Genomic DNA, 12,906 nt, shown 5'->3' with positions numbered 1-12,906 from the left:
TGACGAAAGTCAGGATCCAGAGTAACGGGCGGTGCCCTTAATGGCTCTGGGTCCTGACTTTCGTCAGGATGACGAGAAGCGCGGCGGAGGCCTTCCCCCGCCGGGTCGCCTAGAACACCGCAGCTTCCAGCAGCTTGAACGCCTCGTTTCGGTGGCTGATCGCGTTCTTCGTCTCGTGTGGCAATTCGGCATAGGTCTGGTCGTAGCCGAGCGGCACGAACACTGGGTCGTAGCCGAACCCGACATTGCCGCGCGGTGGCCATATCAGCGTACCCTCGGCGCGGCCTTCGAACCATTCGACATGACCGTCCGGCCATGCCAACGCGAGCACGCTGACGAAATGCGCACCGCGCGTCGCATTCGGACCCTTGGCGACGATCGCGTCCTCGACCTTCTGCATCGCCATATTCCAGTCGCGACCGTTGGGGGTTTCCGCCCAATCCGCCGTATAGACGCCCGGGTCACCACCCAGCGCATCGACGCACAGCCCGCTATCGTCCGCCAGCGCGGGATAGCCCGATAGGTCGGCGGCCGAGCGCGCCTTCAGCTCGGCGTTCGCGAAGAAGGTCGTGCCCGTCTCGACGGGCTCCGGCAGATCGAGCTCGGCGGCGGAGACGACTTCCAGCCCGCGCCCTTCGAGCAACGCGGCGATCTCGCGGACCTTGCCCTTGTTGTGGCTGGCGATGACCAGCTTGCCCGGCTGGAGCTTGCGGATCGCCTGCGGTTCCTTGCCCTCGCCGCTCACTTGGCGACGGCTTTCGCTTGGGCGGCGAAGATGTCGGTGCAGCCGATCCGCGCGAGACGGAGCAGGCGAAGCAGCGCCTCCTCATCATACGTAGCGCCCTCGGCGGTCGCCTGTGCCTCGGCGATGTTGCCGTTCTCCAGCAGCACGAAGTTCGCGTCCGCATCCGCGCCCGAATCCTCGATATAGTCGAGGTCGAGCACCGGATTGCCCTGGTAGATGCCGCAGCTGATCGCCGCGACCTTCTGCGTCAGCGGGTCGGCGGTCAGCTTGCCGCTCGCCAGCAGGCCATCGATGGCGAGCCGCAGTGCGACCCAGCCGCCCGAGATCGACGCGGTGCGCGTGCCGCCATCCGCCTGGATCACGTCGCAGTCGATCACGATCTGGCGCTCACCGAGCAGCTTGAGGTCGACGACTGCGCGGAGCGAACGGCCGATCAGCCGCTGGATTTCCTGCGTGCGGCCCGACTGCTTGCCCTTGGCGGCTTCGCGGTTGTTGCGCGTGTTGGTTGCGCGCGGGAGCATGCCGTATTCGGCGGTCACCCAGCCTTCGCCCTTGCCGCGCATGAACGGCGGCACTTTCTCCTCGACGCTGGCGGTGACGAGCACCTTGGTGTCGCCGAAGCCGATCAGGACGGAGCCCTCGGCATGCTTGGTGAAGCGCGGCTCGATCGTGATCGCACGCATCTGGTCTGGGGCGCGGCCGGATGGGCGCATAGTCTTATCCTAACGGGAGTGAGTGGTTGCCCGCTGCCTAGCCTTTCGTTTGGTCGCTCGCCAGCCCAACCACCGCCCTCATCCTGACGAAAGAGCCCGTCATCCTGACGAGCCCACCGTCATCCTGGCGAAAGTCAGGATCCAGAGTCACGAAGGACAGCACTCGGTTACTCTGGATCCTGACTTTCGTCAGGATGACGGGTGAGGAGGTGCATTCCTCTTTGTACGCCCGTCGATCCGCCCTAGATCAAAGCGATGGCCACGCCCCCCGTCACCGAACTGACCGATCGCGCGCGCGACATTTTTCGCGCCGTCGTCGACAGCTACCTCGCAAGCGGCACGCCGGTCGGGTCGAAGACGATCGCGCAGCTGACCGGTCTCAGCCTCTCACCCGCGTCGATTCGCGGCGTGATGGGCGAACTCGAAGGTCTCGGCCTGCTCGCCAGCCCGCATACCAGCGCCGGCCGCATGCCGACCGACCGGGGCTTGCGGCTGTTCGTCGACGGCATGATGCAGGCGATGGAACCGTCGTTCGAGGAGCGCCAGACGATCGAGGCGCGTGCCGGCGTCGGTGGCCCGGTCGAGGAGGCGCTTGCCGCGACCACGCTCGCGCTCTCTGGGCTGTCGGCCTGCGCCGGGCTGGTGATGGTGCCCAAGCGCGAACTGAAACTGCGCCAGATCGCGTTCGTCGCGTTGTCGCCCGAACAGGCGCTGGCGGTGCTGGTCAGCGAGGACGGCTCGGTCGAGAATCGCGTGATCGCACTGCCTAAGGGCATGTCGCCGTCCGCGCTGGTCGAGGCGGGCAACTACATGTCGGCGACGCTCGGCGGCCTGACGCTAGCGGACGCGCGGACCCGTATCGAACGCGAACTGGCGGACGGTCAGGCGGCGCTCGATGGCGCGGCGCGGACGCTGGTCGAGCGCGGCATCGCGGTGTGGAGCGAGGATGCGGATCGCCGCCCGGTGCTGATCGTGCGCGGGCAGGGGCGGCTGATCGATGCCGCCGCCGCCGCCGATCTCGACCGCGTCCGCGACCTGCTCGACGATCTCGAGGGAAAGCAGGAAGTCGCATCGCTTCTGGACAGCGCGCGAGCCGGCGATTCGACCCGGATTTTCATCGGCGCGGAGACCAAATTGTTCGCGTTGTCAGGGTCTTCGGTGATAGCTCGACCGTTCCGTGGATTGGACGGCCGGGTGGTCGGCGTGGTCGGAGTGATCGGGCCGACGCGGTTGAACTATGCGCGCGTCGTGCCCATGGTGGATTTCACGGCTGCAACGCTCGCCCGGTTGATGGGTTGAGCCGGCCCAAATTATAGGGAAAACCATGTCCGACATCGACCAGAACACGCCTGCAGACCTGCGCGAAGAGACCGCCGAGGCCGCGCCCGAAGTGGCGTCGAACGACCGCGTCGCCGAGCTCGAGAACCAGCTCGCCGAGGCCAAGCAGAACGTCCTCTACGCGCAGGCCGAGATCCAGAACGTCCGCCGCCGCGCCGAGAAGGAAGCGCAGGACGCGCGCGCCTATGCCGCCACCGCATTCGCGCGCGACGTGTTGTCGGTCGCCGACAACCTCTCGCGGGGCCTGTCGGCAATCCCGGCCGACCTCCGCGCTGATGACAAGATGAAGGGCCTCGTAACCGGGCTCGAAGCGACGGGTCGCGAGCTGGAGAGCGTGTTCCAGCGCCACGGCATCACCAAGATTGCCGCGGAGGGCCAGATGCTCGATCCTAACAAGCACCAGGCGATGCTCGAAATCCCGAGCGACCAGCCTGCCGGGACGATCGTCCAGGAAATGCAGGCGGGCTACATGATCAAGGACCGCCTGCTGCGTCCGGCGATGGTCGGCGTCGCCAAGGCGGGCTGACACCGTCTTGCTCCCCTCCCTGACAGGGAGGGGCTGGGGGTGGGTCGGCCAGTTGGCTATCAGTGCGCCCGCCCCAGACCGACCCACCCCCGACCCCTCCCTTCCAGGGAGGGGGGAGAGCAGCGATGAACCAGAACCTCACGACCGATCGCCAGACCTTCGTCACGCATCTCGAATGCTCGATCATCGGCGAGCGGTACGAGGCGGACCAACTTCATGGGCTCTCGCGCGCCGGGCGACCGTTGCTCGTCCGCTACGACCTCGACGCGGTGCGGTCCGCGGTTTCGCGCGACACGATCGAGGCGCGACCGACCGATCTGTGGCGCTGGCGCGAGTTACTTCCGGTTCGTCACACGTCCAACATCGTCAGCCTTGGCGAGATCGAGACGCCTCTTGTGCCGCTGACCAAGTCCGGCGGCCCCAACGTGCTCGTGAAGGACGAAGGTCGCCTTCCGACCGGGTCGTTCAAGGCCCGAGGCCTCGTCATGGCCGTCGCGATGGCGAAGGAGCTTGGCGTCACGAAGATCGCGATGCCGACCAACGGCAACGCTGGCGCGGCACTTGCGGCTTACGCAACACGCTGCGGAATCGAGACGATCGTATTCTGCCCCGACGACACCCCCGAGATCAACGTTCGCGAGATCGCGATGCAGGGCGCGCGCGTCTGGCGGGTCAACGGCCTGATCGACGATTGCGGCGCGATCGTCGGCAAGGGGGCCGCGGAGGGCCGCTGGTTCGATTTTTCGACGCTGAAGGAGCCCTATCGGATCGAGGGCAAGAAGACGATGGGGCTCGAACTCGCCGCGCAGTTCGGCTGGAAACTGCCGGATGCGATCTTCTATCCGACCGGTGGCGGCACCGGGCTGATCGGGATGTGGAAGGCGTTCGACGAACTCGAGACGCTCGGCTGGATCGGCTCGGAGCGCCCCAAGATGTTCGCGGTGCAGGCGAGCGGCTGCGCGCCGATCGTCCGCGCGTTCGAGGCGGGCGAGGAGCATGCCGAGCGTTGGGAGGATGCCAGCACCGTCGCGGCCGGCATCCGCGTGCCGAAGGCGGTCGGCGACTTCCTGATCCTCCGCGCGGTTCGCGAGAGCGGCGGGCAGGCATTGGCGGTCGGCGATCCGGCGATTCTGAAGGCGGTCGATGCGGCGGCGAAGCAGGACGGGTTGCTGCTATGCCCCGAGGGTGGCGCGACGTTGGCGGCGTATCATCAGGCGCTGAACACCGGGCTGGTCGACGAGGACGACAAGGTCGTTCTTTTCAACTGCGCGACTGGATTGAAATATCCGATGCCCGAAGCGCCGCAAGCGCTTGATAGGACACGACCTATCGATTTCGACGCGCTGTAAACGGCAGATTTTTGCTGTTCGGGTGGATCGCGATCTACCAGATCGGTGGTTGAAATTGATCCATGTTGACTGCAACGGGGCGCCCTTATTTACAAAAGGGGTTCCCAATGCAGAAAATCGTCCAGGTCGTTTGCGTCGTGCTCATCGCGGCGGCGGTGATGTTCGGCGGTCGCTGGTACATGTACGTTGCGCGCGGCTCGAGCCCGTATGACGAGGTCGGCATCGCGCTGAACGGCTATGCACCGGGGCCGATGCGCGCGTGGGGCTGCCACAAGATGCAGGCGCGGTTCCCGGGGCAATTGCCGCCTTATGGCTGTGCCGGGCCGGATGGGCGTAGCTGGCTCTAAGACCGGATTGGTTTGACCCTCTTCGTCATGCCGGGCTTGTTCCGGCATCCACAGTTCCGCATGCTCATCGGTTTTTGAGTTCGCGGAACGGTGGACCCCGGAACAAGTCCGGGGTGACGGGGTGGATTGGTCCCAACGACAACCGTGATCCGGCTAGGCCGACACTAACGGCGTAAACGGCAGCACCGTCTCATACTGCGCAAGCGGCGGCGCGCCCGCAACCTTCGCTCCCGCGCGCAGCAGGAAGGCATGCCGCACGATTTCGCCCTGTTGCTCGATACCGTAGCGGTGCAGCGCCACGCCGGGCCGGAACGCATAGTCGTACCGACACCAGGGATGCCGCGCCAAGGGCAGGAACACGCCGCGCTGATGCTGCCAGATGTGCGTCATCTCGTGGACGAACAGCCCTTGCAAACTCAGGTTCGCGTGCGCGAAGTCGTCGCACCAGAGATCGCCCTTGGGGTGAAAGTGGATGCACCCGCGCGGCGCCATCACCGTATCGCGAGGCTGGAAGAACGCCCATTTGCTGCGGGCTAAACTTACCGAAGAGTAATCGATCGCACCCCCGAACACCGACGCCGCGAGCGCCGTCTCCCCCTCGGTCAGCGTGCGCTTCACTTCCCGACCGGAGTCCCCGCCGCGACCACGGTCGCGTTGTTTATGATTCGCGTCCCATCGGCAAACGCGAACGTCAGCATCACGCGATCGGCGGGCTTGATTCCCGAGTTCATGTTGAACAACATCACATGCCGACCACCCGGCGCGAACGCTACGTCGGTGTTCGCGGGAATTTCCACGCGGGTCAGCGGCGCCATTGTCGACAGGCCGCCCTTGTCCATCGTCTCGTGCATCTCGGACTTGATCGCGACATCTGTCGTGACCGAGATCAGCGTCGCCGGCGTTGGCCCGCCATGCACCGTGAAGTACGCCGCCGCAGGCCGCCCGGTGACCGCGCCGAGCCGCACCCACGCCCCGTCCACGGCGAGTTCCTTGGGCTGCGAACACGACGCCAGTGCCATAGCGGCAACACCCAGTCCGAAAACGATACGCATAGGTTAACTTTCCCCGGGGGTTGCCTCTTGTGCATCCTATGACCGGTACAATCTTGCGGCAAGCGCGAGGCCACCTATATCGCGCCAATCATCAGAAAGGTTCCGCCTCCGAAACGGGGTGGAGCGGATTTCGTATTTTCGTTTCAAGTGAGGGGCTAATTAGAACTCATGGCTAAAGTAATCGGTATCGATCTCGGCACGACCAACAGCTGCGTTTCCGTGATGGAAGGCGGCAAGCCCAAGGTCATCGAGAATTCCGAGGGCGCGCGCACCACGCCGTCGATCGTCGCGTTCGCCAAGGATGGCGAGCGACTGGTCGGCCAGCCGGCCAAGCGCCAGGCAGTGACGAACGGCGACAACACCATCTTCGCGGTGAAGCGCCTGATCGGCCGTCGTTTCGACGATCCGATCACCAAGAAGGACACCGAGCTGGTCCCGTACAAGATCTCGCGCGGCCCGAACGGCGACGCCTGGGTCTCGGCCGGTGGCAAGGATTACTCGCCGTCGCAGATCTCGGCGTTCACGCTGCAGAAGATGAAGGAAACCGCCGAGTCGTATCTCGGCGAGACGGTCACGCAGGCGGTCATCACAGTGCCCGCGTACTTCAACGACGCCCAGCGCCAGGCGACCAAGGACGCCGGCCAGATCGCCGGTCTCGAAGTGCTGCGCATCATCAACGAGCCGACCGCGGCGGCGCTGGCTTATGGCCTCGACAAGCAGGACGGCAAGACGATCGCGGTCTACGATCTCGGCGGCGGCACGTTCGACATCTCGGTGCTCGAGATTGGCGACGGCGTGTTCGAGGTGAAGGCCACCAATGGCGACACGTTCCTCGGCGGTGAGGATTTCGACAACAAGATCGTCCAGTATCTCGCCGACGAGTTCAAGAAGGCCGAGGGCATCGACCTCGCCAAGGACAAGCTGGCGCTGCAGCGTCTGAAGGAAGCCGCCGAGAAGGCGAAGATCGAGCTCAGCTCGGCACAGTCGACCGAGGTCAACCTGCCCTTCATCACCGCGGACCAGAACGGGCCGAAGCATCTGGTGAAGTCGATCACCCGCGCCGACCTGGAGCGGATGGTCGAGGACCTGGTCAAGCGCACGCTCGAGCCTTGCCGCAAGGCGCTGGCAGACGGTGGCCTGAAGCCCGAGGACATCTCCGAAGTCGTGCTGGTCGGCGGCATGACCCGCATGCCGCGCGTGCGTGAAGTCGTGAAGCAGTTCTTCGGCAAGGAGCCGCACACCGGCGTCAACCCGGACGAGGTCGTCGCGATGGGCGCCGCGATCCAGGCCGGCGTGCTGCAGGGCGACGTGAAGGACGTGCTGCTGCTCGACGTGACGCCGCTGTCGCTCGGTATCGAGACGCTGGGTGGCGTGTTCACCCGGATGATCGATCGTAACACGACGATCCCGACCAAGAAGTCGCAGACCTATTCGACCGCCGACGACAACCAGGGCGCGGTGACGATCCGCGTGTTCCAGGGCGAGCGCGAGATGGCCGCCGACAACAAGATGCTCGGCAATTTCGATCTCGTCGGCATCCCGCCCGCACCGCGCGGCGTGCCGCAGATCGAGGTCACGTTCGACATCGATGCCAACGGCCTCGTCAGCGTCTCTGCCAAGGACAAGGGCACCGGCAAGGAGCAGCAGATCCGCATCCAGGCATCGGGCGGTCTTTCGGACAACGACATCGACCAGATGGTCCGCGATGCCGAGACCTTCGCCGAGGAGGACAAGAAGCGTCGTGCGGGCGCCGAGGCGAAGAACAACGCCGAGTCGCTGGTCCACACCACCGAGCGTCAGCTGGCGGACAACGGCGACAAGGTCGACGAGTCGCTGAAGACCGAGATCCAGGCTGCGATCGACGCGACCAAGGCTGCGGTCGAGAGCGGCGATGCGGATGCGATGACCGAGAAGAGCACCGCGCTCGCTCAGGTCGCGATGAAGCTCGGCCAGGCGATCTACGAGAAGCAGGCCCAGGCGGACGCTTCGCCGTCGGCTGATGGTGATGCGGCGAAGAAGGACGACGACGTCGTCGACGCCGAGTTCTCGGAAGTCGACGACAACCCGAAGGCGTAACCGAAACTCCCTCTCCCTTCATGGGAGAGGGCCGGGGGGAGGGGCAGTTCCGCGCGCTGCCGTGTGGAACTGCCCCTCACCCAACCCTCTCCCCGGAGGGGAGAGGGCTAAGAGGGCCGCTATGAGTACCCAGACAGATTATTACGAACTGCTCGAATGCGAGCGGACCGCGGATGCGGGGACGATCAAGTCGTCCTACCGCAAGCTCGCGATGAAATATCACCCGGACAAGAATGCCGGCTGCAAGGATTCCGAGGCGCAGTTCAAGGCGGTCAGCGAGGCGTACGAGTGCCTCAAGGACCCGCAGAAGCGCGCGGCCTATGATCGCTTCGGCCATGCCGCGTTCCAGAACGGCGGCGGCGGCGGTCACGGCGGCGGCGCGCAGGATTTCGGCGGCTTCAGCGACATCTTCGAAAGCGTCTTCGGCGAATTCATGGGCGGCGCGCAGCGTGGCGGCGGTCGCTCGGCGGCACGGCGCGGCGCGGACCTGCGCTACGACATGGAAGTCAGCCTGGAAGAAGCGTTCCACGGCAAGACGACCGAGATCACGATCGACGTCTCCGCGCTTTGCGATACCTGCGACGGCTCGGGCGCGAAGGTCGGCACGCGCGCGAAGACCTGCCAGCATTGCGGCGGTCACGGCAAAGTCCGTGCGCAGCAGGGCTTCTTCGTGGTCGAGCGGGCCTGCCCGGTCTGTAACGGTGCTGGCGAAGTCATCGCCGACCCGTGCCCCGATTGCCGCGGCGAAGGTCGCGTCGAGAAGACCAAGACGCTGTCGATCAACGTCCCTCCCGGCGTCGACGAAGGCACGCGCATCCGCATGTCGGGCGAAGGCGAGGCGGGCGCCCGCGGCGCACCGTCCGGCGACCTCTACATCTTCCTTCACGTGACCAAGCACAATCTGTTCGAGCGCGAAGGCACGACATTGTTCGCGCGCGCACCGATCAGCTTCACGGTCGCGTCGTTGGGTGGATCGCTCTCGATCCCCGGCCTCGACGGTCGCACGCACGAGGTGAAGATCCCCGCCGGCATCCAGTCGGGCAAGCAACTCCGCCAACGCGGCGCCGGCATGCCCGTCCTGCAAGGCCGCGGCCACGGCGACCTCGTCGTCCAGATCGACGTCGAAACCCCCACGCGTCTCAGCAACCGCCAGAAGGAACTACTCGAGATGTTCCGCGAGACGGAAACAGGCGACGAATGCCCGGCCAGCCAAGGCTTCTTCGCCAAGCTGAAGGGCGTGTTCGCGGGGGAATAAGTTAGACTAGGATACTGAACTAAAGGGGGGCGCAATGCTGGCATGTCTTTTCACCGCGATCACCTGTTGGCTGGTCATGGCCACCGCCCCCCAGACGCCGATCGGCAAGGCACTGCGCCGAGTGCTGATCGACAAGCCTGCGGCGCGGTTGGCACGGCTCACGCGGGGCGATGCCGCCGTCATGTTCCTGCTGATGCTGACGGCCGCGATGGTCACGCTCGTCGGCGAAGGCGACGGCATCAGGCTGCTCACTCTGGCCGCCCCCGATGTCGCGATCTGGATCACGACGTTCGAGGTTTCGGCCTATGTCGACATTCTCATGGCGCTGGCCGCTGCGGCATCCAGCCTGCGCGTTCGGACCTTCATGACGGGCTGGATCAGCGTCTGCACTCGCCGCCCGGGTGCGAAGGCGCACAAGCGTGCGATCCGCTCGCGGAAAATGCGATCGACGGATGCCGACAACGACGACGACAGACATTGGCGTCAAACCGCGCTCGCCGCCTGATCTGGCAAAGCATGAGTTCAAGCTTGCCTGATCCGCATCATCCGCCAGAATGCGAAACGAACACTGAGGAATGATATGCGCGGACAGGTTTTAGGCGTCGATCCCCGCACGGGCGAAGGGCTCGTCGCGGGGCAGGACGGGCAGCGTTACCGGTTCGCTCGCGAGGATTGGGCGCATCGCGGCGAACCCGCGATCGGTATCGAGGTCGATTTCGAGGCGGCCAACGACCGCGCGCTCAGCGTCTTTCCGATGCCCACCGCGCGAGGTCCGCGTCGCGCCGTACCGCCCGAGGCACTCCCCACCAACGACCGCAACAAATATGTCGCGGCGGTGATGGCGTTCGTGATCGGCACACTCGGCATCCACCGCTTCTACCTCGGCCGGACCGGCTCCGGGATCGTCATGCTGGTGCTCACGCTCACGGTCGTCGGCCTGGTCATCAGCGCGCCCTGGGCGTTGATCGACATGATCCGCTATCTGGTGATGTCCGACGAGGAATTCGCCGCGCGCTATCCGCGCAAACGGTAGTCGTTAGCGGGTCTTGAAACTCCCGGCCTAGCCGCGCCCCCTCGGGAGGGGGCGGGCGGGCCGATGGATCAGAAGGCGGTGATGACCACCCCGACCACCAGCGCTTGAGCCGCGATCGCCAGCATGGTGCTGGTCACGGTTTCGAACATGCGCATGGGTAGGTCTCCGATGCCGGAACAATATCCGGCAAGCGGCATATGGACTTAGTTGCGCGTTGTCGCAATTTTGTAACGCGTAATCGCAATTGCGTTGCGTGCACTTTGGCGCGATCGGGCGTCGCATTGGCTCGAACCGCGACGGTCCCCCCTCCCTGAAAGGGAGGGGCAGGGGGTGGGTCGGCCTCCGCGAATTCCAGGCGGGGTGGCTCGAGCCAGCCTACCCACCCCAACCCCTCCCTTTCAGGAAGGGGAGCAACCTTCGCCCAGTCTTCAGGCCGCGCCGAATACTCGGGTGAAGATCGTGTCGACGTGCTTCAGATGATAGCCGAGGTCGAACTTATCCTCGAGTTCGGCATCCGACAGCGTCACTTCCGGATCCGCCTTGAGTAGTTCGAGCAGTGACAGCGCGCCGTCCGAATCCCACACCTTCATCGCATTGCGCTGCACTAGGCGATACGCGTCCTCGCGGCTTACCCCCGCCTGCGTCAGCGCCAGCAGCACGCGCTGCGAATGGACGAGGCCGCCCATCTTGTTGAGGTTCTTCAACATCCGCTCGGGGTAGACGACCAGCTTGTCCATCACCCCGGTCAGCCGCGCGAGCGCGAAGTCGAGCGTGATCGTCGCATCCGGGCCGATGTAGCGCTCGACCGACGAATGCGAAATATCGCGCTCGTGCCACAACGCGACATTCTCCATCGCCGGCGTGACGTAGCCGCGCACCATCCGCGCAAGGCCGGTCAGGTTCTCGGTCAGCACCGGATTGCGCTTGTGCGGCATCGCCGACGACCCCTTCTGGCCGGGCGAGAAGAACTCTTCCGCCTCAAGCACTTCGGTCCGCTGCAAATGCCGAACCTCAGTCGCGAGCCGCTCGATCGAGCTGGCGATCACGCCGAGTGTCGCAAAGAACATCGCATGGCGATCGCGCGGGATGACCTGCGTCGAGACGGGCTCGACCGACAGCCCTAGCTTGCCCGCAACATACTCCTCGACGAACGGATCGATGTTCGCGAACGTGCCAACCGCGCCCGAGATCGCACAGGTCGCGACGTCCTCGCGCGCCGCGACCAGCCGTGCGCGGTTGCGGGCGAACTCGGCATGGGCCTGCGCGAGCTTCAGCCCGAACGTCACCGGCTCGGCGTGGATGCCGTGGCTGCGACCGATCGTCGGCGTCATCTTGTGCTCGCGCGCACGGCGTTCGAGCACCACCAGCAGTGCATCGAGATCGGCGATCAGGATGTCGCTCGCCTTCGCCAGCTGCACCGCCAGGCACGTGTCGAGCACGTCTGACGAGGTCATGCCCTGGTGCATGAAGCGCGCCTCGGGGCCGACATGCTCGGCGACGTTGGTCAGGAAGGCGATGACGTCGTGCTTGGTCTCGCGCTCGATCTCGTCGATCCGGTCGACCTCGAAAGCGCCCTTTTCCCAGATCGCGGCGGCGGCTTCCTTGGGGACCACGCCAAGTTCGGCGAGCGCGTCGGTGGCGTGTGCCTCGATCTCGAACCAGATCTTGAAGCGCGCTTCGGGCGTCCAGATCGCGACCATGTCGGGGCGGGAATAGCGGGGGACCATCGGGTTTCCTCGGGGCTGATATCGGGCGTGAAAGCGATGCTGCGGTGGCGGTCCCCGTTACGAGGCCTCGCCGATGCAGGCTGAAAACGCGGTAGCAGGACGCAGGAAAAGGTTCAAATACCCCTCGCTGCGTAGCAAGCCGGCGATCGTGCGCGTATAGAGTTGGTAAGTGGTTCGCGGTGCCGAGTATATATCAGGCTTGGCTGTCGAACCACTTAGTAGATGCGTAGAACAGTACCGGAGAGACGCAATGTTGAAATATGCTATGCTGGCTGGCGCGGTGATGATTGCTGCACCCGTATTGGCGCAGACCGCTGCAACATCCCCGCAAGCGCCCGCGTCCGGTGGCGGTGTTGCTGCGCAGACGGCGCCGTCTGACGCGATGGCGACTCCGCAGTCCGGTACGCCGACCGACCCGGTACCGATGCAGTCCGCCGCACGCGAGCAGCCGGCGACGGGGAGCCAGGTCGCGCAGGTCGTCGACACCGAGTTCCCGACCTATGACAAGAACGGCGACGGCAAGCTCAGCGCGGCGGAATTCGCTGGCTGGATGGTCGCGCTGAAGACCAAGACCGATCCCTCGACCAAGCCCGATGCGCCCGAGACCAAGAAATGGGTCTCTGCCGCCTTTGCGCAGGCCGATACCGACAAGAACAAGTCGCTGACTAAAACCGAAGTGACCAGCTTCCTGACGCAAGGCTGATCGATACAGCGGATCAGGGGGCGACTTTCAACAATCCCTGAT

The 12,906-nt window shown here is 65.1% G+C and carries 15 protein-coding genes; 9 read left to right on the top strand and 6 right to left on the bottom strand.

The window, feature by feature from the left end; all coding sequences use genetic code 11:
- Positions 1–109 precede the first annotated feature (109 nt).
- Both rdgB and rph read right to left on the bottom strand, forming a co-directional pair.
- A complete protein-coding gene (gene rdgB, locus ASF09_RS16365; RefSeq protein ID WP_060527178.1) occupies positions 110–745 on the bottom strand; it encodes an RdgB/HAM1 family non-canonical purine NTP pyrophosphatase in 636 nt (211 codons plus the stop codon).
- The gene (rph, locus tag ASF09_RS16360) at positions 742–1,458 is read right to left on the bottom strand and encodes a ribonuclease PH (protein ID WP_056055360.1); all 717 of its coding nucleotides are present in this window, start codon (positions 1,456–1,458) and stop codon (positions 742–744) included. Before rph ends, rdgB begins: the two co-directional genes overlap by 4 nt.
- 255 nt (positions 1,459–1,713) lie before the next feature.
- Between rph and hrcA the strand changes: the two genes are divergently transcribed.
- The 4 genes from hrcA (at position 1,714) to ASF09_RS16340 (ending at position 5,018) form a co-directional block, all read left to right on the top strand.
- Complete coding sequence (hrcA, locus tag ASF09_RS16355; RefSeq protein ID WP_056055363.1) at positions 1,714–2,757, top strand: heat-inducible transcriptional repressor HrcA; 1,044 nt, start codon at positions 1,714–1,716, stop codon at positions 2,755–2,757.
- A 25-nt stretch (positions 2,758–2,782) separates the two neighbouring features.
- Positions 2,783–3,322 (top strand): nucleotide exchange factor GrpE, encoded by a 540-nt coding sequence (gene grpE, locus ASF09_RS16350; protein WP_060527177.1) that lies wholly within the window; start codon positions 2,783–2,785, stop codon positions 3,320–3,322.
- 125 nt (positions 3,323–3,447) lie between these two features.
- Positions 3,448–4,671 carry a threonine synthase gene (locus ASF09_RS16345; protein ID WP_060527176.1) on the top strand — a complete coding sequence of 408 codons (1,224 nt, stop codon included), beginning with the start codon at positions 3,448–3,450 and terminating at the stop codon, positions 4,669–4,671.
- Between the two features lie 107 nt (positions 4,672–4,778).
- Complete coding sequence (locus ASF09_RS16340; RefSeq protein WP_056065145.1) at positions 4,779–5,018, top strand: hypothetical protein; 240 nt, start codon at positions 4,779–4,781, stop codon at positions 5,016–5,018.
- Positions 5,019–5,171: 153 nt separating this feature from the next.
- On the opposite strand, the gene ASF09_RS16335 is transcribed toward ASF09_RS16340, so the two are convergent.
- A complete protein-coding gene (locus ASF09_RS16335; RefSeq protein WP_060527175.1) occupies positions 5,172–5,636 on the bottom strand; it encodes a hypothetical protein in 465 nt (154 codons plus the stop codon).
- Complete coding sequence (locus ASF09_RS16330) at positions 5,633–6,070, bottom strand: copper chaperone PCu(A)C (RefSeq protein WP_060527174.1); 438 nt, start codon at positions 6,068–6,070, stop codon at positions 5,633–5,635. The genes ASF09_RS16335 and ASF09_RS16330 overlap by 4 nt, the downstream gene beginning before the upstream one ends.
- Before the next feature lie 168 nt (positions 6,071–6,238).
- Between ASF09_RS16330 and dnaK the strand changes: the two genes are divergently transcribed.
- The 4 genes from dnaK (at position 6,239) to ASF09_RS16310 (ending at position 10,434) form a co-directional block, all read left to right on the top strand.
- A complete protein-coding gene (dnaK, locus tag ASF09_RS16325; protein ID WP_056055380.1) occupies positions 6,239–8,146 on the top strand; it encodes a molecular chaperone DnaK in 1,908 nt (635 codons plus the stop codon).
- 121 nt (positions 8,147–8,267) lie between these two features.
- Positions 8,268–9,401, top strand: a complete 1,134-nt coding sequence (dnaJ, locus tag ASF09_RS16320; RefSeq protein ID WP_060527173.1) for a molecular chaperone DnaJ — start codon at positions 8,268–8,270, stop codon at positions 9,399–9,401.
- A gap of 34 nt (positions 9,402–9,435) precedes the next feature.
- Positions 9,436–9,906 (top strand): hypothetical protein, encoded by a 471-nt coding sequence (locus tag ASF09_RS16315; RefSeq protein WP_156359406.1) that lies wholly within the window; start codon positions 9,436–9,438, stop codon positions 9,904–9,906.
- Between the two features lie 75 nt (positions 9,907–9,981).
- Positions 9,982–10,434, top strand: a complete 453-nt coding sequence (locus ASF09_RS16310; protein ID WP_060527171.1) for a TM2 domain-containing protein — start codon at positions 9,982–9,984, stop codon at positions 10,432–10,434.
- A 68-nt stretch (positions 10,435–10,502) separates the two neighbouring features.
- Here ASF09_RS16310 and ASF09_RS21090 read toward each other — a convergent pair whose 3' ends face one another.
- Positions 10,503–10,631, bottom strand: a complete 129-nt coding sequence (locus ASF09_RS21090; protein WP_268795639.1) for a hypothetical protein — start codon at positions 10,629–10,631, stop codon at positions 10,503–10,505.
- A 231-nt stretch (positions 10,632–10,862) separates the two neighbouring features.
- Positions 10,863–12,161, bottom strand: a complete 1,299-nt coding sequence (purB, locus tag ASF09_RS16305; protein WP_082444356.1) for an adenylosuccinate lyase — start codon at positions 12,159–12,161, stop codon at positions 10,863–10,865.
- Positions 12,162–12,411: 250 nt separating this feature from the next.
- Here purB and ASF09_RS16300 point away from each other — a divergent pair, with 250 nt between their 5' ends.
- Positions 12,412–12,864 carry a calcium-binding protein gene (locus ASF09_RS16300; protein ID WP_060527169.1) on the top strand — a complete coding sequence of 151 codons (453 nt, stop codon included), beginning with the start codon at positions 12,412–12,414 and terminating at the stop codon, positions 12,862–12,864.
- Positions 12,865–12,906 lie beyond the last annotated feature (42 nt).

Origin of the sequence: Sphingomonas sp. Leaf242 (assembly GCF_001422045.1) — a bacterium.
Classification (GTDB): Bacteria; Pseudomonadota; Alphaproteobacteria; order Sphingomonadales; family Sphingomonadaceae; genus Sphingomonas.
The sequence above is the reverse complement of the archived record's forward strand: the minus strand, read 5'-3'. Positions and strand labels throughout refer to the sequence as shown.

What these genes read in the sequence shown, in the direction of transcription:
- purB (WP_082444356.1), bottom strand. Translation starts at nt 12,161, where the DNA reads ATGGTCCCCCGCTATTCCCGCCCCGACATGGTCGCGATCTGGACGCCC.
- grpE (WP_060527177.1), top strand. Translation starts at nt 2,783, where the DNA reads ATGTCCGACATCGACCAGAACACGCCTGCAGACCTGCGCGAAGAGACC.
- dnaJ (WP_060527173.1), top strand. Translation starts at nt 8,268, where the DNA reads ATGAGTACCCAGACAGATTATTACGAACTGCTCGAATGCGAGCGGACC.
- hrcA (WP_056055363.1), top strand. Translation starts at nt 1,714, where the DNA reads ATGGCCACGCCCCCCGTCACCGAACTGACCGATCGCGCGCGCGACATT.
- rph (WP_056055360.1), bottom strand. Translation starts at nt 1,458, where the DNA reads ATGCGCCCATCCGGCCGCGCCCCAGACCAGATGCGTGCGATCACGATC.
- ASF09_RS16315 (WP_156359406.1), top strand. Translation starts at nt 9,436, where the DNA reads ATGCTGGCATGTCTTTTCACCGCGATCACCTGTTGGCTGGTCATGGCC.
- dnaK (WP_056055380.1), top strand. Translation starts at nt 6,239, where the DNA reads ATGGCTAAAGTAATCGGTATCGATCTCGGCACGACCAACAGCTGCGTT.
- ASF09_RS21090 (WP_268795639.1), bottom strand. Translation starts at nt 10,631, where the DNA reads ATGCCGCTTGCCGGATATTGTTCCGGCATCGGAGACCTACCCATGCGC.
- ASF09_RS16310 (WP_060527171.1), top strand. Translation starts at nt 9,982, where the DNA reads ATGCGCGGACAGGTTTTAGGCGTCGATCCCCGCACGGGCGAAGGGCTC.
- ASF09_RS16345 (WP_060527176.1), top strand. Translation starts at nt 3,448, where the DNA reads ATGAACCAGAACCTCACGACCGATCGCCAGACCTTCGTCACGCATCTC.
- ASF09_RS16340 (WP_056065145.1), top strand. Translation starts at nt 4,779, where the DNA reads ATGCAGAAAATCGTCCAGGTCGTTTGCGTCGTGCTCATCGCGGCGGCG.
- ASF09_RS16300 (WP_060527169.1), top strand. Translation starts at nt 12,412, where the DNA reads ATGTTGAAATATGCTATGCTGGCTGGCGCGGTGATGATTGCTGCACCC.
- ASF09_RS16330 (WP_060527174.1), bottom strand. Translation starts at nt 6,070, where the DNA reads ATGCGTATCGTTTTCGGACTGGGTGTTGCCGCTATGGCACTGGCGTCG.